The organism is Paraburkholderia azotifigens, assembly GCF_007995085.1.
Classification (GTDB): Bacteria; Pseudomonadota; Gammaproteobacteria; order Burkholderiales; family Burkholderiaceae; genus Paraburkholderia; species Paraburkholderia azotifigens.
Genome location: NZ_VOQS01000001.1, coordinates 2,815,072 through 2,834,458, shown reverse-complemented (window position 1 = coordinate 2,834,458; position 19,387 = coordinate 2,815,072). Strand labels below are relative to the sequence as shown.

30 protein-coding genes are annotated in these 19,387 nt (G+C 59.8%); 2 read left to right on the top strand and 28 right to left on the bottom strand.

The genetic code is table 11. From position 1 onward, the window contains the following. Positions 1-2: 2 nt before the first annotated feature. Together FRZ40_RS12670 and FRZ40_RS12665 are read right to left on the bottom strand one after the other, a co-directional pair. Entirely contained in the window at positions 3-2,228 is a 2,226-nt protein-coding gene (locus tag FRZ40_RS12670; RefSeq protein ID WP_147234275.1) for a cytochrome c biogenesis protein ResB, read from the bottom strand. A gap of 126 nt (positions 2,229-2,354) precedes the next feature. Further along, positions 2,355-3,008 carry a c-type cytochrome gene (locus FRZ40_RS12665; RefSeq protein WP_147234274.1) on the bottom strand — a complete coding sequence of 218 codons (654 nt, stop codon included), beginning with the start codon at positions 3,006-3,008 and terminating at the stop codon, positions 2,355-2,357. A 266-nt stretch (positions 3,009-3,274) separates the two neighbouring features. On the opposite strand from FRZ40_RS12665, the gene yihA reads away from it, so the two are divergent. Next, complete coding sequence (yihA, locus tag FRZ40_RS12660) at positions 3,275-3,937, top strand: ribosome biogenesis GTP-binding protein YihA/YsxC (protein ID WP_028367640.1); 663 nt, start codon at positions 3,275-3,277, stop codon at positions 3,935-3,937. 247 nt (positions 3,938-4,184) lie between these two features. Next, on the top strand, positions 4,185-5,183 hold the full coding sequence (gene hemB / locus FRZ40_RS12655) for a porphobilinogen synthase (RefSeq protein WP_147234273.1): 999 nt from the start codon (positions 4,185-4,187) through the stop codon (positions 5,181-5,183). A gap of 158 nt (positions 5,184-5,341) precedes the next feature. Here hemB and dsbD read toward each other — a convergent pair whose 3' ends face one another. The 26 genes from dsbD to rpsS form a co-directional block, all read right to left on the bottom strand. After that, positions 5,342-7,195 (bottom strand): protein-disulfide reductase DsbD, encoded by a 1,854-nt coding sequence (gene dsbD / locus FRZ40_RS12650; protein WP_147234272.1) that lies wholly within the window; start codon positions 7,193-7,195, stop codon positions 5,342-5,344. Next, entirely contained in the window at positions 7,188-7,520 is a 333-nt protein-coding gene (gene cutA / locus FRZ40_RS12645; protein WP_147234271.1) for a divalent-cation tolerance protein CutA, read from the bottom strand. The genes dsbD and cutA overlap by 8 nt, the downstream gene beginning before the upstream one ends. A 150-nt stretch (positions 7,521-7,670) precedes the next feature. Further along, a complete protein-coding gene (rplQ, locus tag FRZ40_RS12640) occupies positions 7,671-8,066 on the bottom strand; it encodes a 50S ribosomal protein L17 (RefSeq protein WP_007730705.1) in 396 nt (131 codons plus the stop codon). Positions 8,067-8,218: 152 nt separating this feature from the next. After that, entirely contained in the window at positions 8,219-9,196 is a 978-nt protein-coding gene (locus tag FRZ40_RS12635; protein WP_007730697.1) for a DNA-directed RNA polymerase subunit alpha, read from the bottom strand. A 124-nt stretch (positions 9,197-9,320) separates the two neighbouring features. Beyond that, positions 9,321-9,944 (bottom strand): 30S ribosomal protein S4, encoded by a 624-nt coding sequence (rpsD, locus tag FRZ40_RS12630; RefSeq protein ID WP_028367644.1) that lies wholly within the window; start codon positions 9,942-9,944, stop codon positions 9,321-9,323. 146 nt (positions 9,945-10,090) lie between these two features. Further along, a complete protein-coding gene (gene rpsK, locus FRZ40_RS12625) occupies positions 10,091-10,495 on the bottom strand; it encodes a 30S ribosomal protein S11 (RefSeq protein WP_006052224.1) in 405 nt (134 codons plus the stop codon). A gap of 28 nt (positions 10,496-10,523) precedes the next feature. Beyond that, positions 10,524-10,889: a 30S ribosomal protein S13 gene (rpsM, locus tag FRZ40_RS12620; protein ID WP_013589830.1), complete on the bottom strand. Its 366-nt coding sequence runs from the start codon at positions 10,887-10,889 to the stop codon at positions 10,524-10,526. 41 nt (positions 10,890-10,930) lie between these two features. Beyond that, entirely contained in the window at positions 10,931-11,047 is a 117-nt protein-coding gene (gene rpmJ, locus FRZ40_RS12615; RefSeq protein ID WP_004199844.1) for a 50S ribosomal protein L36, read from the bottom strand. Between the two features lie 20 nt (positions 11,048-11,067). Next, entirely contained in the window at positions 11,068-11,286 is a 219-nt protein-coding gene (gene infA / locus FRZ40_RS12610) for a translation initiation factor IF-1 (RefSeq protein WP_004521905.1), read from the bottom strand. A gap of 8 nt (positions 11,287-11,294) precedes the next feature. Then, positions 11,295-12,641: a preprotein translocase subunit SecY gene (gene secY / locus FRZ40_RS12605; RefSeq protein WP_012402182.1), complete on the bottom strand. Its 1,347-nt coding sequence runs from the start codon at positions 12,639-12,641 to the stop codon at positions 11,295-11,297. A 46-nt stretch (positions 12,642-12,687) separates the two neighbouring features. After that, the gene (rplO, locus tag FRZ40_RS12600) at positions 12,688-13,122 is read right to left on the bottom strand and encodes a 50S ribosomal protein L15 (RefSeq protein ID WP_028367645.1); all 435 of its coding nucleotides are present in this window, start codon (positions 13,120-13,122) and stop codon (positions 12,688-12,690) included. Positions 13,123-13,152: 30 nt separating this feature from the next. Beyond that, the gene (gene rpmD, locus FRZ40_RS12595) at positions 13,153-13,335 is read right to left on the bottom strand and encodes a 50S ribosomal protein L30 (protein WP_004202755.1); all 183 of its coding nucleotides are present in this window, start codon (positions 13,333-13,335) and stop codon (positions 13,153-13,155) included. Between the two features lie 10 nt (positions 13,336-13,345). After that, entirely contained in the window at positions 13,346-13,864 is a 519-nt protein-coding gene (gene rpsE, locus FRZ40_RS12590) for a 30S ribosomal protein S5 (protein ID WP_007730604.1), read from the bottom strand. A 14-nt stretch (positions 13,865-13,878) separates the two neighbouring features. After that, complete coding sequence (gene rplR / locus FRZ40_RS12585) at positions 13,879-14,244, bottom strand: 50S ribosomal protein L18 (protein WP_008923336.1); 366 nt, start codon at positions 14,242-14,244, stop codon at positions 13,879-13,881. 12 nt (positions 14,245-14,256) lie between these two features. After that, positions 14,257-14,787 (bottom strand): 50S ribosomal protein L6, encoded by a 531-nt coding sequence (gene rplF / locus FRZ40_RS12580; RefSeq protein ID WP_028367646.1) that lies wholly within the window; start codon positions 14,785-14,787, stop codon positions 14,257-14,259. A gap of 19 nt (positions 14,788-14,806) precedes the next feature. Continuing rightward, positions 14,807-15,202 carry a 30S ribosomal protein S8 gene (gene rpsH, locus FRZ40_RS12575; protein WP_028367647.1) on the bottom strand — a complete coding sequence of 132 codons (396 nt, stop codon included), beginning with the start codon at positions 15,200-15,202 and terminating at the stop codon, positions 14,807-14,809. A gap of 14 nt (positions 15,203-15,216) precedes the next feature. Beyond that, positions 15,217-15,522, bottom strand: coding sequence for a 30S ribosomal protein S14 (rpsN, locus tag FRZ40_RS12570; protein ID WP_007730586.1), 306 nt, complete (start codon positions 15,520-15,522; stop codon positions 15,217-15,219). Positions 15,523-15,529: 7 nt separating this feature from the next. Then, positions 15,530-16,069, bottom strand: a complete 540-nt coding sequence (gene rplE / locus FRZ40_RS12565) for a 50S ribosomal protein L5 (RefSeq protein WP_006052214.1) — start codon at positions 16,067-16,069, stop codon at positions 15,530-15,532. A 16-nt stretch (positions 16,070-16,085) separates the two neighbouring features. Continuing rightward, a complete protein-coding gene (rplX, locus tag FRZ40_RS12560) occupies positions 16,086-16,391 on the bottom strand; it encodes a 50S ribosomal protein L24 (RefSeq protein WP_028367648.1) in 306 nt (101 codons plus the stop codon). Between the two features lie 9 nt (positions 16,392-16,400). After that, positions 16,401-16,769 carry a 50S ribosomal protein L14 gene (rplN, locus tag FRZ40_RS12555; RefSeq protein ID WP_012402188.1) on the bottom strand — a complete coding sequence of 123 codons (369 nt, stop codon included), beginning with the start codon at positions 16,767-16,769 and terminating at the stop codon, positions 16,401-16,403. A gap of 291 nt (positions 16,770-17,060) precedes the next feature. After that, positions 17,061-17,333: a 30S ribosomal protein S17 gene (gene rpsQ, locus FRZ40_RS12550; RefSeq protein ID WP_012402190.1), complete on the bottom strand. Its 273-nt coding sequence runs from the start codon at positions 17,331-17,333 to the stop codon at positions 17,061-17,063. Continuing rightward, the gene (rpmC, locus tag FRZ40_RS12545; RefSeq protein ID WP_007180130.1) at positions 17,330-17,524 is read right to left on the bottom strand and encodes a 50S ribosomal protein L29; all 195 of its coding nucleotides are present in this window, start codon (positions 17,522-17,524) and stop codon (positions 17,330-17,332) included. Before rpmC ends, rpsQ begins: the two co-directional genes overlap by 4 nt. A 10-nt stretch (positions 17,525-17,534) precedes the next feature. Continuing rightward, on the bottom strand, positions 17,535-17,951 hold the full coding sequence (gene rplP / locus FRZ40_RS12540) for a 50S ribosomal protein L16 (RefSeq protein ID WP_007730545.1): 417 nt from the start codon (positions 17,949-17,951) through the stop codon (positions 17,535-17,537). Between the two features lie 2 nt (positions 17,952-17,953). Further along, positions 17,954-18,748 carry a 30S ribosomal protein S3 gene (gene rpsC / locus FRZ40_RS12535; RefSeq protein WP_012402193.1) on the bottom strand — a complete coding sequence of 265 codons (795 nt, stop codon included), beginning with the start codon at positions 18,746-18,748 and terminating at the stop codon, positions 17,954-17,956. An 11-nt stretch (positions 18,749-18,759) separates the two neighbouring features. After that, complete coding sequence (rplV, locus tag FRZ40_RS12530) at positions 18,760-19,089, bottom strand: 50S ribosomal protein L22 (protein ID WP_004199272.1); 330 nt, start codon at positions 19,087-19,089, stop codon at positions 18,760-18,762. Positions 19,090-19,101: 12 nt separating this feature from the next. Continuing rightward, positions 19,102-19,377: a 30S ribosomal protein S19 gene (gene rpsS, locus FRZ40_RS12525; protein ID WP_006998484.1), complete on the bottom strand. Its 276-nt coding sequence runs from the start codon at positions 19,375-19,377 to the stop codon at positions 19,102-19,104. Positions 19,378-19,387 lie beyond the last annotated feature (10 nt).

Genomic DNA, 19,387 nt, shown 5'->3' with positions numbered 1-19,387 from the left:
GCTTACCGGGTCGAATCGGATGAATCGGCGGACGCCTCGCTGGTTGCGGGGTCGGCGTCCTTTGCCTCGCGGGCGGAATCGGCATCGACAGGCTTGCCGCCCAGCGCCGCGCCCACCGCGTCGCGCGTTTGGACGAATTCCTTCTCGAAATCGAACGTCTTGCGCGCCGTCGACATCGCCATCACGACGCTCACGCCGCGGTCCGCGTCCTTGAGCCAGAACCACAGGCGCCGTTCGCGGACGTAGAACATCGAAAAGATGCCCAAAACGAGGAGCAGGCTGCCAAGATACACGACTTTTTTGCCCGGCGCGCGCGTCAACTGAAATACCGAAGCTTGCACCTGCTTGAAGGAATCAAGCTGCAAATAGACGGGCGAACCGTACAGAAAGCTGTCGGATATCGCGTTGATCGTGCTCTGGACGAACCTGCTCGTGGTCGCGTCGGGCGTGGCCGGCGCTTCTCCCGCCTGCTTTCGCGCGATCTGCCACACGTCCCACATCGATCCTTCCAGCATGCGAAGCAAGAGTCCTGCCGCCTTCTCCTGCTCACCCTTGGGGACGGAACGGTCGATGAACGCAGCGATCGCCTGGAAGCCGCCAACCTTCTGACCATTGGCCGCCTTGCCGAGCGTCGCATCGTCGCCGGCGAACAGCGTCAGCACGCGGGACGCGCTTTCCTCCAGATGCTGCTGCAACTCCGCATTCGACTCCACCGAGCGCTGCGCAAAGTCGCGCGCCGCCTGCGCGCGCACCGCGGGATCTTCGAGCGCCGAACGGATGTGCATCCATTCGTTGACGGTGCCGCGCGCGTCGGCGGGAATGCGCAAATAACGGAACGCGTCGTCCGGATTCGCGCGCATGCCGGCGAGGAACACGCGCTCGCCGCTCACGTCGACGGGCAGCATGTAGTTGTTGTACTCGCGCGCCTGACCGTCCTTGTCGCGCACCTTGTACTGGACCGACGGGCCGACGTTGCGCAGGTCGACCGGCTTCGACGTCTTCGCGCCGGAGCCGAGCCGCTCGTCGAAGGCTTCTTTCAGCGACTGGTGCGCGGCCACGCCGCGCGCATCGTTCTGGCCATTGCCGTTCGAAATGTTCTCGACGTTGATCGCGCGAAAATCGGCGAATTCGACGGTCTGGCCATCGGCGCCGGGAATCGACGCGCCCAGCACCTTCGAGCCGCCGATCTCACCGTTGAACGGCTCGGTCTTGATGTTGCTGCCCGTCATCGGCCAGGCGGTCATCTGCATCTGCGAGCCTCCGTCCTGGAAGCTCGATTGATAGATCGACACGCCGTCATACTCGAACGGCTTGTTCACCTCGACACGCGCCGGAATGCGCTCGCCCGTCTTGTGGTCGATCACGACGATATCGCTCGCGAAGAGCTTCGGCATGCCCGTCGTGTAGTAATCGACGATGAATTTCTTCAGTTCGATCGAGAACGGCAGATCCTGGATCAGCGAGCCGTCCTGCTGGTTCAGGATCGCCGTCGACACGTGCTGGCCCTCGGGCACCCACGCGTAGCCGCGGAAAGTCGGATTACCCTGCGACAGCCGATGCTCGGGCGGAATGTCGTTGATGACGGTGTTGCTACGGATCGGCGTCTTGTCGAAGAGCCACATCTGCAGCTTGATGGGGAGATTACTGTCCAGCAACCCGCCGATGCAGATGATGACGATTGCCAGGTGCGCGGAAATGTAGCCGAGCTTGGTCAGCGCGCCGCGCTTGGCGGCGATCAGCGTCGCGCCTTCGCTTTCGCGCGTCACGTACTTGTAGCCGAGCTTCGCCGAGAGCTTGCCCAACGTGCCGGCGGCTTGCGCGCGCGTCGCGTTCGGCACCGCGAATTCGCCCTTGTGATGGAAAGCGCGCAGGCTGCCTTCGCGGACCTTGTCCTTCCAGCTCTTCGTGTCCGCGATCATCTTCGGCGCGTTGCGGATCACGCACAGCGAGATCGACACGACCAGAAAGCCGAGGATCAGCATGAACCACCACGCGCTGTACACGTTGTACAGGCTCAGCGAGCGGAAGATGTCGGCCCAGAACGGCCCGAACTGGTTGACGTAGTTCGGATACGGGTCGTCCTGCGTGAGCACCGTACCGATGATGCTCGCGATCGACAGGATCACGAGCAAGGCGATCGCAAAGCGCATCGAACTCAGCAATTCGACTGACGTGCGCACGAAGCGCTGCCGCGACTTCAGTTCCAGACCCGACGTGGTGACACTCATTCAAACTCCGACTGAACAGCAAAAAAGGGTGCAGGGATATCGCTGCATGCGATTCCCTCACCCTTTTCTTGTTTTCTCGCCAGCCGCCTGACTGACCCGCGGCCGGCTTCGCTTTCGTACGGACTCTTAATGCAAGCCCGCGATGTAATCAGCGACAGCCTTGATCTCGCTATCCGACAGGCGGGATGCAATGGCGTGCATCGCTTCGTTGTTGTTGCGCGCGCCCGGCCCCTGCGTGAACGCGTTCAACTGCGCCACCGTGTAATCCGACCATTGCCCCGAGATGCGCGGATACTGTGACGGAATACCCTGCCCCGTCGGCCCATGACAGCTTGCGCACGCCGGCACGCCTTTATCGGCGACGCCCGCGCGGTAGATCTTCTGTCCGAGGGGCACTGTGTCCTTGTTGTGCGCGTAACCGGGCTTCGGTGCCTGCGACGCAAAGTACGCCGCCACGTTGACCATGTCCTGATCGGTCAACGCCGCCGCCATGCCCGCCATGATCGCATTGTTGCGAGCGGGCTGCTTCGCGCCGGCTTGTATCTTGAAGTCCTTGAGCTGCTTGACGAGATATTCGGGATGCTGCCCGGCGAGCTTGGGATAGGCCCCGCCCGCGCTGTTACCGTCCGCACCGTGACACGAAGCGCATACCTGCGCTGCGATTGCCTGCCCCCGATTCAAATCCGGCTTTGTCTGATCTGCCGCTGTTGCCTGTACTGCCAAACCTGAAAGACCTGCTGCTGTGTGAAGCACCACCAGAAACTTGCCCAGTCGATTCATTCGCACACCCTGTTTCGTCTTGTGGGAATTAGAGGTTCTGCAAAATACGACAGCGACCACCCGGTCGCCGAGGCCCGCGCGGCGGCCTCACAGGTTTTCAGTAAACCATCGTATTGTACAATAACTCGCTAATCGATCTGGCGCCAGTCGGGCCTCTCCGGCCTTTACGGCGGGGCTGCATCGCCCTTGCATGGCATTTCACCGTCTCCGTCGATGTGCGCAGGACGTCCGCTCGACGTCCATTCACCCGTCCTTCTGGTCTTCTCATGTCTTTCCTGCTCCACCAAGCCCGCTTCTTTACGACCGTCAATCACCTGCGGGATCTGCCGCCTTCGCCGCAGCCCGAGGTCGCTTTCGCGGGGCGCTCGAACGCCGGGAAGTCGACTGCCATCAACATCCTCTGCAACCAGAAGCGTCTTGCCTTCGCCAGCAAGACGCCGGGGCGTACGCAGCACATCAACTACTTCTCGGTCGGTCCGGCAGCCGAGCCCGTCGCGAATCTCGTCGACCTGCCCGGCTACGGTTACGCCGAAGTGCCCGGCGCGGCGAAAGCGCATTGGGAGCAATTGCTGTCGTCGTATCTGCAAACGCGCTCGCAGCTGCGCGGCATGATCCTGATGATGGATTCGCGCCGGCCGCTCACGGAACTGGATCGCCGGATGATCGAGTGGTTCGCGCCGACGGGTAAGCCGATTCACACTTTACTCACCAAGTGCGACAAATTGACCCGCCAGGAGAGCGTGAACGCGCTGCGTACAACAAAGAAAGGGTTGGATGAATATCGCGCGGCGGGTTATCAGGGCGAACTGACCGCCCAGCTGTTTTCTGCGCTCAAGCGGGTCGGCCTCGATGAGGCGCACGAATTGATCGAAAGCTGGATCGCGCCCGATCTGGCGGGCGATTCCGCCAGTCCTGCTGCCACGGAATAAAGCCTTCGTAAGGCCCGAACGCCCGCCGCGGTAAGCTCGCGGTGCTTTTCGTTCGCCCAGAAAAAAACCCGCCGCTTGTTAACGGCGGGTTAAACAGCCTAATCGAAAAACGACAGGCACCCGCTCAGGGAGGAGAAGCGGGGAGGTCAGCGCTAGGCGCCTTGCTCGATCGGTATGATATACCATTGTCTCGAAAAGTTTCTGGCAGGGCACGGCCAGCATTTTTGACTTCTGCAGATACCCTCACATGAGCTTCTATCCGCATCACCGCCCGCGCCGCATGCGCCGGGACGAATTCTCGCGCCGCATGATGCGCGAAAACATCCTCACCACCAATGATCTGATTTACCCCGTCTTCGTGATCGAGGGGACGAACGTGCGTCAGGCCGTTCCATCGATGCCGGGCGTCGAGCGCGTATCGGTCGATCTGCTGATGGGCGTCGCCGAGCAGTGCGTGGAACTCGGCGTGCCCGTGCTGTCGCTGTTCCCGGTGATCGAGCCGTCGCTGAAGACGCCCGATGGCCGCGAGGCAACCAACGAAGCCGGCCTGATTCCGCGCGCCGTGCGCGAACTGAAGAACCGTTTCCCTGAACTGGGTGTGCTGACGGACGTCGCGCTCGATCCGTACACGAGCCACGGTCAGGACGGCGTGCTCGACGAAAATGGCTATGTGATCAACGACGAAACCGTCGAGATCCTTGTCGAGCAGGCACAGACTCAGGCGCAGGCGGGCGTCGACATCGTCGCTCCGTCGGACATGATGGACGGCCGGATCGGCTCGATTCGCGAGATGCTCGAGAGCGAAGGCCACATCCACACGCGGATCATGGCGTATTCGGCAAAGTTCGCGTCCGCGTTCTACGGCCCGTTCCGCGATGCCGTGGGTTCCGCAGCGAACCTCGGCAAGGGCAACAAGATGACGTATCAGCTGGATCCCGCCAACTCGGACGAGGCGCTGCGCGAAGTGCGCGCCGACATCGACGAAGGCGCGGACATGGTGATGGTCAAGCCGGGCATGCCGTATCTCGATATCGTCCGGCGCGTGAAGGACGAATTCCGCTTCCCGACGTACGTGTACCAGGTGAGCGGTGAGTACGCGATGCTGAAGGCGGCTGCGCAGAACGGCTGGCTGGATCACGACAAGGTGATGATGGAATCGCTGCTCGCGTTCAAGCGCGCAGGTGCCGATGGCGTGCTGACGTACTTCGCGCTGGACGCTGCGCGGCTGCTGCGGGCCCAGAAGTGAGTCTTTGATCCTGGCGCGGCGGCGTATCGCGCAATACAAGACAGCGCCGTTATTTAGTGGGAAGCGGAGGTTGCCTCGCGGCGGCCTCCGCTTTTTTCATTGCAAGTCCGCCTGCGTCCTCGAAGGTGCGCTGATCGCTCCGGCTTCTGACCCGGCTCTCAGATCTGAGGCCCCGGCATCGCCCGATCCAGACTTTTCAGGAACGTGTCCGCCGATTCATATCCGACGACGCGCAGCACCTCTTTCCCGCGTCGGTCGAAAAAGATGATTCCAGGCGGCCCGAACAGATTGAAGCGTTTGAGAAGCACCTGATCGTCCGTGTTGTTCGCCGTGACGTCGGCGCGCAGCAGGTTCATTTGCTTCAGCTTCGCTTGTACGCGCGGGTCGCTGAAGGTGAACTTCTCCATTTCCTTGCAGCTGACACACCAGTCTGCGTAAAAATCGAGCATAGCGGGCTGTGCAGCCGTTTTGACGGCCTCGTCGAGCTGTCCTGACGAGCGCACCGGGGCGAACGACAGATCGCTCTGCTGGGCCTGCCCGGAGGCTGCATTCGGGGTATGGCCGGCGAGCACGGCGAGCGGCTTCAGCGGATCCGTCGATCCCGCTGCCAGACCGATCAGCAGGGTCGCGGCCCAGATCGCCAATGCAGCCCCCAGTCCGCGGCCAAGCCCGTGCCAGATCGACGTCGCGTCCGCATGGCGAGAAAACAGTCCCAGAGCGGCGGCAGCGATCAGGAGCCAGGATGCTGCGAGCAACATTTGCGGAATCGGGGGCAACACCGGCCAAACGATCCACAGTGCCGCCGCGAGCAGGATCACGCCGAAGAAGACCTTCACGCTGTCCATCCATGCACCGGCGCGCGGCAGCAACGTACCTGCGCCGAGCCCGATGATGAGCAACGGCACACCCAGGCCGATGCCCATGGAAAAGAGAGCTGCGCCGCCCAGTGCCGCGTTTCCGGTGTGCGCAATGAACGCCAGTACCGCGAATAGCGGCGCCGTCATGCACGCACCGACCACCAGCGCCGAAAGTGCGCCCATCGCCGCGACGGCTGCGAATTTGCCGCCCGAGCGGCCCTCGGACGCCTTCGACACGCCGCTCTGCCAGCGCTGCGGCAACACGATATCGACGCCGGCAATCAGCGTCAGGGCAAACACGGTGAGCAAGACAGCAAACGCCCCCAGCACCCATGGGTTCTGCAGCCATGCACCTAGGCTCTGTCCGACGAGCGCAGCTGCAACGCCAAGCACCGTGTACACGAGCGCCATCCCGACGACATAGGCCAGCGACAGCGCGAATCCGCGCCCTCGCGTCACGCGCGGCCCTTCACCGATGATGATCGCGGACAGAATCGGGATCATCGGATACGAGCACGGCAGCAGGCTCAGCACGACACCGGCAACGAAATACAGTCCGACGATCGCGAAGAACCCGCCGCCTTGGAGCAGCGACTGCGCGTAGTCGGCACTGGTTGCACGCTCGTACCACGAGGCGCCGCCTGGCGCGTCCTGAACCTGAGTCTGCTGCGCGGCGCCTGCAACCGCTGCATGCAGTGCCGCGCCGGTCACGTGGTAGATCCGCTCCATGGGCGGATAGCAGATGCCCGCGTCCGCGCAACCCTGCGACGTCACAGCGAGATCGAACGGACCGCTCGCCTGGCTCACAGGCACGCGAATGGTCAATTCGCCGCGATAGGTCTCGACATTCTTGTTGAACGTCTGGTCGAACTTCACGTGCCCCGCGGGCAATTCCGCTTCACCGATACTGACCGTGCCGTTGCGGGTCGCAAAGGCGAATCGCTCGCGGTACATGTAGTAGCCGTCGGCGATCTTGTAGTGAACCAGCACCTCGCCGGGCTGTTCCGAAGCGCTGAATTTGAACGCGTCGGCGGGATCGAGAAAGTCGTCGGCGCGAACCACGCCGACCGAAGTCAGCGACAGCATCAAAATGCTAGCGATGAAGGTGACAATGCGCGCGAAAGCGCGCCAGCGACGGGACAAACGGTTAAACATGGATCGGGCGTTGCGTTTCGGTGTTCACCCACTGGCCGTATGCGGCCGATGCAGTGACTTGCCAGGAGAGAATTTCGGGGGTGTCGTACGGATGCTGAGCCTGAATGAACCGTTCGAGTTCGAGCGTTCGCGCGACGCTCGTCTTGAACATCAACTGGATCTCTTCTGCCGATTCGATTTTGCCCTGCCAATGGTAGCTCGATTGAACGCCGCCAAGCCGCGCCACGCAGGCGGCGAGACGCGCAGAAAGCGCGTCCTGAGCCAATTTCTGCGCCGTTGCGAGGTCCGGCACGGTCGCCAACACCAAACTCACATTCACGTTCACTGACCGCTCCAGCGCTTTGCATAACAGGGTGACGGTATCGTATCACCTTGTCCCGAGAGCCCGCTCCCCCGCCGAACGGCATAGGAAAAACGCAAGCTGGAAACAAAAAAGCCAGGCTTTCGCCTGGCTTTTTAGCTGTTGTCAGAGCGCTTATTCAGCTTCTGCAACGTTTTCGACTTCCTCGACTTCCGGACGGTCGAGCAGTTCGACCAGTGCCATCGGTGCGTTGTCGCCGACGCGGAAACCGAACTTCAGGATGCGCAGATAGCCACCCGGACGGTTCGCGAAGCGCGGGCCCAGCACGTCGAACAGCTTCGTGACCGAGTCACGATCGCGCAGGCGGTTGAACGCCAGACGACGGTTAGCCAGCGACGGCTTCTTGCCGAGCGTGATCAGCGGCTCGACGACTTTACGGAGTTCCTTCGCCTTCGGCAGCGTCGTCTTGATGACTTCGTGCTCGATCAGCGAGTTGGACATGTTACGGAGCATTGCCAGACGGTGGCTGCTCGTGCGGTTCAGTTTCCGCAGACCATGACGGTGACGCATTTCAATTTCCTTGAATCAAAGTTTTGGTCCAGCTCTTCTATCGCTTTCTGTGAGTCCGAAAGCACGGGCCGGTAGTGAAAAAGGCAAGACGCGGATTTTAAAGGAAAATCCGCGTCTTGACCACTTGCGGTACGACTTCTGTTCGACGCGTATTACTTGTCGAGACCAGCCGGCGGCCAGTTTTCGAGCTTCATGCCGAGCGTCAGGCCACGCGAAGCGAGCACTTCCTTGATCTCGTTCAGCGACTTACGGCCCAGGTTCGGCGTCTTCAGCAGCTCGTTTTCCGTGCGCTGGATCAGGTCGCCGATGTAGTAAATGTTCTCGGCCTTCAGGCAGTTCGCCGAACGAACCGTCAGTTCGAGATCATCGACCGGACGCAGCAGGATCGGATCGATCTGCGGAGCGCGCGACGGTGCCTCTGCCGCTGCTTCCGTGCCTTCCAGCGCTGCGAACACCGACAGCTGATCGACCAGAATACGCGCCGATTGACGGATCGCTTCTTCCGGCGAGATCACACCGTTGGTTTCGATGTTCATCACGAGCTTGTCGAGGTCGGTACGCTGTTCGACACGCGCGCTTTCCACTGCATAGCTCACACGGCGAACCGGCGAGAACGACGCGTCCAGCACGATACGGCCGATAATCTTGGCCGACTCTTCGCCATAACGACGCACGTTGCCCGGCACGTAGCCGCGGCCCTTTTCGACCTTGATCTGAACGTCGAGCTTGCCGCCCTTCGACAGATGCGCGATCACGTGATCCGGGTTGATCACTTCGCAGTCATGCGCGAGCTCGATGTCGCCAGCCGTGACGACGCCTTCGCCTTCTTTGCGCAGCGTAACCGTCACTTCGTCACGGTTATGCAGCTTGAACACCACGCCCTTCAGGTTCAACAACAGGTTGACCACGTCCTCTTGCACACCATCGAGCGTCGAATATTCATGCACGACGCCTGCGATCGTCACTTCGGTAGGCGCATAGCCGACCATCGACGACAGCAACACGCGCCGAAGCGCGTTACCCAAGGTGTGGCCATAGCCGCGTTCAAACGGCTCCATGACCACTTTCGCGTGGCTTTCGCCAAGCGATTCAACTGCAATAATCTTGGGCTTCAACAAACTGGTTTGCATAGGTTTTCCTTTTCAATACCCTCGGCTCGTTACACCGATAAGGCTGACCGGTAACAACCTGAAAATAAACAGCCGAGGCGCCCCCTTGCCTAACGCAATCAGGGAACCTCGGCCGTTAATCCGATTAGCGCGAATACAATTCGACGATCAGGCTTTCGTTGATGTCGCCGGCGATGTCGCTGCGTTCCGGCATTGCCTTGAACGTGCCTTCGAACTTCTTCGAATCGACAGCAACCCAGCTCGGCATGCCGCCTTGTTCAGCCAGTGACAATGCTTCCAGGATACGCGCCTGCTTCTTCGACTGCTCGCGCACCGCGACCACATCGCCCGCCTTCACTTGCAGCGACGGGATGTTCGCGACGACGCCGTTCACCGTGATTGCCTTGTGGCTCACGAGCTGACGCGCTTCAGCGCGCGTCGAGCCGAAGCCCATGCGATACACGACGTTGTCCAGACGCGACTCGAGCAGCTTCAGCAGGTTTTCACCCGTGTTGCCCTTGCGGCGGTCGGCTTCAGCGAAGTAGCGGCGGAACTGGCGCTCGAGCACGCCGTAGATGCGCTTCACTTTTTGCTTTTCGCGCAGCTGCGTGCCGTAATCGGACGTACGAGCGCCCGAGGTGCGGCCATGTTGACCGGGCTTGCTGTCAAGCTTGCACTTGTCAGCGAGCGAACGACGTGCGCTCTTCAGGAAGAGATCGGTGCCTTCACGGCGAGACAGCTTGGCTTTAGGGCCGATATAGCGTGCCACTTTGCATTCCTTCTATGATTGATCACGTGAACTTGCATTCACGCTAGTCCGAACCCTTTGGGTCGAACGGTGGGCTTAGTCAATTCAATAACGCAAGCAGCCTGCTACCGCCTTTAGCGGCAACAGGCGCATGCGGAGCAAGCGTCTTAGATACGACGACGCTTCGGCGGACGGCAGCCGTTGTGCGGAACCGGCGTCACGTCGGAGATCGCGGTGATCTTGATACCAAGACCATGCAGCGCGCGCACCGCGGACTCACGGCCAGGACCGGGGCCCTTGATCCGCACTTCGAGGTTCTTCACGCCGTATTCCATCGCCACGCGACCAGCCGATTCGGCGGCAACCTGAGCTGCAAACGGGGTCGACTTACGCGAACCCTTGAAGCCCTGGCCACCCGACGTTGCCCAGGCCAATGCATTGCCTTGACGGTCGGTGATCGTGATGATGGTGTTGTTGAACGACGCGTGAACGTGAACTACGCCCTCGGCGACGTTCTTCTTAACCTTCTTGCGAACGCGTTGCGCCGCGGAGTTGTTCGAAGCCTTAGCCATTACGTTTTCCTGTAACTGTCAGTCTCGCTTACTTCTTCAGCGATTGCGCTGCACGACGCGGACCCTTGCGCGTACGAGCATTCGTACGAGTACGCTGGCCACGCAGGGGCAGGCCCTTACGATGGCGCACGCCACGATAGCAACCGAGGTCCATCAGGCGCTTGATGTTCATCGTCGTTTCACGGCGCAGATCGCCTTCAACGATAAACTTGCCGACTTCTTCGCGCAGCTTTTCGAGATCTGCGTCGGTCAGGTCCTTAACCTTCTTCGAAAATGCCACACCAGCTGCGACGCAAATGTCGCGCGAACGCGTGCGGCCAACACCGTAAATTGCCGTCAGGCCGATTTCGGTATGCTGGTGATTCGGGATGTTAACCCCTGCGATACGAGCCATTGTTTTTCCTCAAACAAAAAGCGCAAACAAAAGCGCGGCGTTCAGCCTTGACGCTGCTTGTGGCGCGGATCAGAGCTGCAAATCACGCGAACGACGCCCTTGCGCTTGATGATCTTGCAATTGCGGCAAATGCGCTTAACCGATGCCATCACTTTCATGATATTACCCTTTTTTTAAATCACTTCGCCCGGAACACGATCCGCGCACGCGACAGATCGTAAGGCGTCAATTCAACCGTCACCTTGTCGCCCGGAAGGATACGGATGTAGTGCATCCGCATCTTGCCGGAGATATGTCCCAATACGACATGGCCGTTTTCCAGCTTCACCCGGAAGGTAGCGTTGGGGAGGTTTTCGATAACCTCGCCCTGCATCTGGATTACATCGTCTTTGGCCATAAGTCCTTTCAACGCATCGGGACGCCGCCGCCCTTGAAGTTTGCCTTCTTCAGCAGCGACTCATACTGTTGCGACATAACGTACGACTGCACCTGCGCCATGAAATCCATTGTGACGACGACAATGATCAGCAGCGACGTTCCACCAAAATAAAACGGCACATTCCAGCGCAGTACCAAAAACTCCGGAAGCAGGCAGACAAACACGATGTAGATCGCACCGGCCAACGTCAGACGCGTCAGGATGCGGTCGATATAGCGTGCCGTCTGGTCACCCGGACGGATACCCGGAACGAATGCGCCACTCTTCTTCAGGTTGTCGGCCGTCTCTCTGCTGTTGAACACCAGCGCGGTGTAGAAGAAGCAGAAGAACACGATCGCCAACGCGTACAGCAACACGTACACCGGCTGACCAGGCTTGAGCGCTTCGGCCACATTGTGCAGCGTGTCCGCGAACCAGCCGGTCCGCGATCCCGAACTGAACCAGTTCAGGATAGTTGCCGGGAACAGGATGATCGACGATGCGAAGATCGGCGGAATCACGCCCGACATGTTCAGCTTCAGCGGCAGATGTGACGACTGTCCACCGTAGATCTTATTGCCGACCTGCCGCTTCGCGTAGTTCACAAGGATCTTGCGCTGGCCGCGTTCGATGAACACCACCAGATACGTGACAGCTGCAATCAGCGCGACCACGATGATCGCCGAGATGATGCTCATCGAGCCGGTGCGAACCAGTTCGAAAAGACCACCGATCGCATTCGGGAAACCCGCCGCGATACCGCCGAAAATGATGATCGAAATGCCGTTACCCAGACCGCGTTCCGTGATCTGCTCACCGAGCCACATCAGGAACATCGTGCCGGTCACGAGCGTCACAACCGTCGTCAGCCGGAAGACCATGCCAGGATCGATCACCAGTGCCGGCTGGTTTTCCAGCGCGACAGCGATACCGAAAGCCTGAAACGTCGCCAGAACCACGGTGAACACGCGCGTGTACTGCGTGATCTTCCGTTGCCCTGCCTGCCCTTCCTTCTTCAGCGCTTCCAGCTGCGGCGAGACAATCGCCAGCAACTGCATGATGATCGACGCCGAAATGTACGGCATGATCCCCAGCGCGAAAATCGTGAACCGCGAAAGTGCGCCACCCGAGAACATGTTGAACATGCCAAGGATGCCGCCCGACTGGCTTTGGAACAACTTAGCCAGCTGGTCCGGGTCGATACCCGGCACCGGAATATGCGCGCCAATGCGGTAGACGACCAGCGCCAGCAGCAGAAACACTGCTCGCCGACGCAGATCGCCAAACTTCGCCGCGCTTCGACCGGGTTTTGCGAGACTCGGGCTGTTAGCCAAGTACCTTCTCCGATGCAAATGCTAGTGACGGCAATCGACTTGCACGTTACTCGGCGAAAGAACCGCCCGCTGCTTCGATCGCAGCGCGCGCGCCCTTCGTCGCACCCAGACCCTTCACAACGACCTTGCGCTTCAGCTCGCCCGTCGCGATGATCTTGGCGCTCGTCATCATCTCGCCGATCAGACCGGCTTGCTTCAGTGCCAGCAGATCGATTTCGTCGACCGGCAGCTTCTCAAGATCGCCAAGGCGCACTTCACCGACGAATTCCTTCGTCAGCGAGGTAAAGCCGCGCTTCGGCAGACGGCGCTGCAGAGGCATCTGACCGCCTTCGAAGCCGACCTTGTGGAAGCCGCCCGAACGCGATTTCTGACCCTTGTGGCCACGGCCAGCGGTCTTGCCGAGGCCGGAGCCGATGCCGCGACCCACGCGACGCTTTGCGTGCTTCGCGCCTTCAGCCGGCTTCAGGTTATTCAATTCCATTATCAACTCCTTGAGTGCCCGAACGGCCGCTTAGCCGATGACCTTAACGAGGTACGAGACCTTGTTGATCATGCCGCGCACAGCCGGCGTGTCCTGCAGCTCGCTAACCGAGTTCAGGCGGCGCAGGCCAAGACCGCGCACCGTAGCGCGGTGCGATTCGCGGGTCCCAATCAGGCTCTTGACGAGCTGAACCTTGACAGTTTTTTCAGACATGGTGACCACCTTAGCCCAGAATGTCTTCGACGGACTTACCACGCTTCGCCGCGATGTCAGCCGGCGTCGACTGCTTGCGCAGACCGTCCAGCGTCGCACGAACGAGGTTGTACGGGTTCGTCGAACCGTGGCTCTTGGCCACGACGTTTTGCACGCCCATCACGTCGAACACTGCACGCATCGGGCCGCCAGCGATCACGCCGGTACCGTCCTTCGCCGGAGCGAGGAGGACCGTCGATGCGCCGTGCTTACCGTGCACTTCGTGCTGCAACGTACCGTTCTTGAGCGGCACCTTGAACATGTTGCGGCGGGCCTGTTCCATTGCCTTCTGAACAGCGACCGGAACTTCCTTGGCCTTGCCCTTGCCCATGCCGACGCGGCCATCACCGTCGCCAACTACGGTCAGTGCGGCGAAGCCGAGAATACGGCCACCCTTCACGACCTTGGTCACGCGGTTGACCGAAATCATCTTTTCGCGAAGGCCGTCGTCGCGTTCGTCAGCCTGAACTTTCGCTTGCATCTTTGCCATGACGAATTCCTTCCTTAGAACTTGAGCCCGGCTTCGCGCGCCGCATCAGCCAGCGCCTTCACGCGGCCGTGGTAGCGGAAACCCGAGCGGTCAAAGGCGACGGATTCGATGCCGGCAGCCTTAGCCTTTTCTGCGATGCGCTTGCCGATCAGGGTCGCAGCAGCGACGTTGCCGCCCTTGCCCGACTGGTCAGCCAGCTGCGCACGCACTTCGGCTTCGAGCGTCGATGCGCTTGCGAGCACCTTGGTGCCGCACGGCGAGAACACTTGCGCATAGATGTGCGTGTTCGTGCGATGCACGGCCAGACGCGCGACTTGCAGCTCAGCGATCTTGATCCGCGTCTGACGAGCGCGGCGCAGGCGAGATTGAGTCTTATCCATGATTGCGCACCCTTACTTCTTCTTCGTTTCTTTGAGGATCACAACCTCGTTGGCATAGCGCACGCCCTTGCCCTTATAGGGCTCCGGCGGGCGGTAGCCGCGCACTTCTGCAGCGACCTGGCCAACTTTCTGCTTGTCGATCCCCTTGATCACGATTTCGGTTTGCGACGGGGTTTCAGCCTTGACGCCTTCCGGCATCTGGTGCACCACGGGGTGCGAGAAACCCAGCGACAGGTTCAGCTTGTCGCCTTGCGCTTGTGCACGATAACCAACGCCAACCAGCGTCAGCTTGCGCTCGAAACCCTTCGTCACGCCGTGCACCATGTTCGCGACCAGCGCGCGCATCGTGCCCGACATCGCATTTGCTTCGCGGCTCTCGTCAACGGGCTCGAACTTCAGCGTGCCGTTGTCGTTCACCACCTTCACCAGGCGATTCGCGTTTTGCGAGATCGAACCCAGCGGGCCCTTGACGGTAATGCGCTCGTCGCTCAGGGCCACTTCTGCGCCTTGCAGCGCGATCGGGCTTTTACCTACTCGAGACATGTTTCTTCTCCCTTCGGCTTTAAGCGACGTAGCAGATGACTTCGCCGCCGACGCCAGTAGCGCGCGCCTTACGGTCGGTCATCACACCCTTCGGCGTCGAAACGATCGCAACGCCCAGGCCATTCATGACCTGCGGGATTTCGTTGCGGCCGCGGTACACGCGCAGACCAGGCTTCGAGACGCGCTCGAGGCGCTCGATAACCGGACGGCCAGCGTAGTACTTCAACGCGATGTTCAATTCCGACTTCGCACCTTCAGCCTTCACCGCGAAATCGTCGATATAGCCTTCATCCTTCAGGACTTGCGCGATAGCAACCTTGACTTTCGACGAGGGCATCGTCACCGAAACCTTCTCAACCATCTGCGCATTGCGGATGCGAGTCAGCATATCGGCGATAGGATCACTCATGCTCATTTACGTTTCTCCTATTACCAGCTCGCCTTGGTCAGGCCAGGGATCTCGCCGCGGAACGCGATTTCACGAATCTTGTTACGCGCCAGCCCGAATTTACGGAAGGTGCCACGCGGACGACCAGTGATCGCGCAACGGTTGCGCTTACGGGTCGGGTTCGAATTGCGCGGCAGTTGTTGCAACTCGAGGCGAGCTGCGTAACGCTCTTCTTCCGACTTGCTTTGGTCGTCGATGATTGCCTTCAGCTCAGCACGCTTCGGTGCGAACTTGGCAGCCAGGCGCGCACGCTTCTTTTCACGTTCGATCAGTGCCAGTTTAGCCACGGTAACCTCAGTTTCTGAACGGGAACTTGAAGCTGGCGAGCAGTGCCTTTGCTTCGTCGTCAGTCTTCGCAGTCGTCGTGATGCTGATGTTCAGCCCACGCAGTGCGTCGATTTTGTCGTAGTCGATTTCGGGGAAAATGATCTGCTCTTTCACACCGATGTTGTAGTTGCCACGACCGTCGAATGCACGGCCCGACACGCCACGGAAGTCACGCACACGAGGGAGCGCGACCGTCACGAAACGGTCCAGGAATTCGTACATTGCCTGGCCACGCAGCGTGACCATTGCACCGATCGGGTAACCCTGACGGATCTTGAAGCCCGCGATTGCCTTGCGTGCCTTCGTGATCACCGGCTTCTGGCCCGCGATCTTCGTCAGATCGCCAACGGCGTTCTCGATGATCTTCTTGTCAGCGACGGCTTCGCCAAGACCCATATTCAGGGTGATCTTGGTGATGCGCGGCACTTCCATCACGGACTTGTAACCGAACTTCTCGATCAGGCCAGGAACAACCTTCTCTTTATAAAATTCTTGCAAACGTGCCATTTTTTACTCCGCAGCGTCAGGCGAGGACAGCACCGGTCGTCTTCAGGAAACGGACTTTCTTGTCTCCTTCGACCTTAATGCCGACACGCGACGGCTTGCCATTCGCGTCGACCAGTGCGACGTTCGAAATTTGCAACGGCATTGCCTTCGCTTCCACACCGCCCGTCGTACCCTTCATCGGGTTCGGCTTCACATGCTTCTTGGCGATATTGAGGCCTTCGACGGTCACACGGTCTTCGCCAACGGCCAGCACGACACCGCGCTTGCCCTTGTCTTTGCCGGTGATGACGACGACTTCGTCACCTTTACGAATCTTGTTCATCTCGGCTCCTTACAGCACTTCCGGCGCGAGCGAAACGATCTTCATGAAGCGTTCGCTACGCAGCTCACGCGTGACCGGCCCAAAGATGCGGGTGCCGATAGGCTCGAGCTTGGTATTCAAAAGCACGGCGGCGTTGCCGTCGAACTTGATCAGCGAGCCGTCTTGACGGCGAACGCCCTTGGCGGTGCGAACCACCACGGCGTTGTAAATCTCGCCTTTCTTCACGCGCCCGCGCGGCGTTGCCTCTTTGACGCTCACCTTGATGATGTCGCCGATGTTGGCATAACGACGCTTCGAGCCGCCGAGCACCTTGATGCACATGACTTCACGTGCACCCGTGTTGTCGGCCACTTCAAGCCGAGTTTCGGTCTGGATCATGGTTTATCTTTCCCAACTTAATCCGATCGCACCACCATGATGCATTCGGTCAGTCTTGGTCCCGTCAGCCAACGGCTGCTTGGGTTAGAACAGCAGCGACGGCAAACGAAACCCGCCATCGCAATCCGGTGAATCTGTCGACAAGGACTGGCGTCCGAGTCGCTTCCCCCACCTACGACTTCGCCCGCGATGGGGCTCCCACAAAGAGGGAAGACCGAGATTATAACAAATAATCTCGGTCTTGCAAGCGAAATCTACTGCGATTTCAACTACTTCTATTGCTCAGCTGCTTTAGATGATACGAGCAGCTTCGACCAGACGGGACACCGTCCAGGCCTTCGTCTTCGACAGCGGACGAGTTTCCTGGATTTCGACGAGGTCGCCCTCGTTATAGGTGTTCGCTTCGTCGTGAGCGTGGTACTTCTTCGAACGTACGACGTACTTGCCGTAGATCGGGTGCTTTACGCGGTGCTCGACCAGGACGGTAACCGTCTTGTCCATCTTGTTGCTGACGACCTTGCCGACCAGCGTCCGCTTGAGCGAGGTTTTTACGCTATCGTTCATTTCTGGTTCGCCTTCTCAGTCAGGACGGTCCGCACACGTGCGATGTCGCGACGAACCTTCTTCAGCTGGCTCGTGTTCGTGAGCTGCTGGGTCGCGAGTTGCATGCGCAGGCCGAATTGCGCCTTCAACAGGTCCGACAGCTCCTTGTTGAGCGCGGCCTGATCTTTCTGGTGAAGTTCGGATGCCTTCATCATTCACTCCTTAGGCGCCGAGCTGGCGAACCATGAACGTCGTCTTCAGCGGCAGCTTCGCTGCAGCCAGACGGAACGCTTCACGTGCCAGTTCTTCGGTCACACCGTCCATTTCGTACAGCATCTTGCCCGGTTGAATCTCGGCGACGTAGTACTCAGGGTTACCCTTACCGTTACCCATACGCACTTCAGCCGGCTTTTGCGAGATCGGCTTGTCCGGGAAAATGCGAATCCAGATGCGGCCGCCGCGCTTGATGTGACGCGTCATTGCACGACGCGCTGCTTCAATCTGACGCGCGGTCAGGCGGCCGCGACCGATAGCCTTCAGACCGTATTCACCGAACGACACCGCGTTACCACGCGTTGCGACGCCCGTGTTACGACCCTTCTGCTCTTTGCGATACTTCCTGCGTTTCGGTTGCAGCATCGTTATTCTCCAGTCTTACCGTCGCCGGCACCACCACGGCGCGGAGCGCCACGGCGAGCACCTGCCGGTGCACCTTCACCATCGCGACGCGGGCGGCGGTCGCCCGGACGTGCGTTGCGGCGCGGACGCTTTTCTTCGGCGACTTCTTCAACCACCGGAGCGTCGTTGCGGCCGAGCGTGTCGCCCTTGTAGACCCACACCTTCACGCCGATGATGCCGTACGTCGTCTTCGCTTCCGACGTTGCGTAGTCGATGTCCGCACGCAGCGTATGCAGAGGCACGCGGCCTTCGCGATACCATTCCGTACGAGCGATTTCGATACCGTTCAGACGGCCCGCGCTCATGATCTTGATGCCTTGAGCACCCAGACGCATTGCGTTTTGCATCGCACGCTTCATCGCGCGGCGGAACATGATCCGGCGCTCGAGCTGTTGCGTGATCGAGTCGGCGATCAGCTGCGCATCCGTTTCCGGCTTGCGGATTTCTTCGATGTTGACGTGAACCGGAACGCCCATGCGCTTTTGCAGCTCGGACTTCAGCAGCTCGATGTCTTCACCCTTCTTGCCGATCACGACACCCGGACGCGAGCTGAAAATCGTGATACGTGCGTTCTTTGCAGGACGCTCGATCACTACGCGGCCGACGGACGCGTTCTTCAGCTTCTTCTTCAGGTATTCACGAACACCGATGTCTTCCTGCAACATCGCCGCGAAATTGTTGTTGTTCGCGTACCAACGCGAAGCCCAATTGCGGCTGACGGCCAAACGGAAGCCAGTCGGATGAATTTTCTGTCCCATCGTATGACTCCTTAATTCCCGACCGTCACAGTGATGTGACAGGATTGCTTCTCGATGCGGTTACCGCGGCCCTTGGCGCGCGCGGTGAAACGCTTCAGCGAAGCCGCCTTGTCGACGTAGATGCTCTTGATCTTGAGCTCGTCGATATCAGCACCTTCGTTATGCTCCGCATTCGCGATCGCCGACAGCACGACCTTCTTGACGATACCCGCCGCCTTCTTCGGCGAGAACGTCAGAACGTTCAGCGCCTTGTCGACCGGCAGACCACGGATCTGGTCAGCCACAAGGCGCGTCTTCTGCGCCGAGATGCGGGCACCGCGATGAATTGCTTTCACTTCCATCTTGATTGCCCCTTATTTCTTGGCCTTCTTGTCGGCCGCGTGACCCTTGAACGTACGGGTCAATGCGAACTCGCCAAGCTTGTGGCCGACCATGTTTTCCGTGACGTACACCGGAACGTGTTGACGGCCGTTGTGCACGGCGATCGTCAGACCGATGAAGTCCGGCAGGATCGTCGAACGACGCGACCAGGTCTTGATAGGCTTCTTGTCGCGCGATGCTGCAGCCGCCTCAACCTTCTTCAGCAAATGGGCGTCGCAGAACGGACCTTTTTTAATAGAACGTGCCATTGCCTACTCC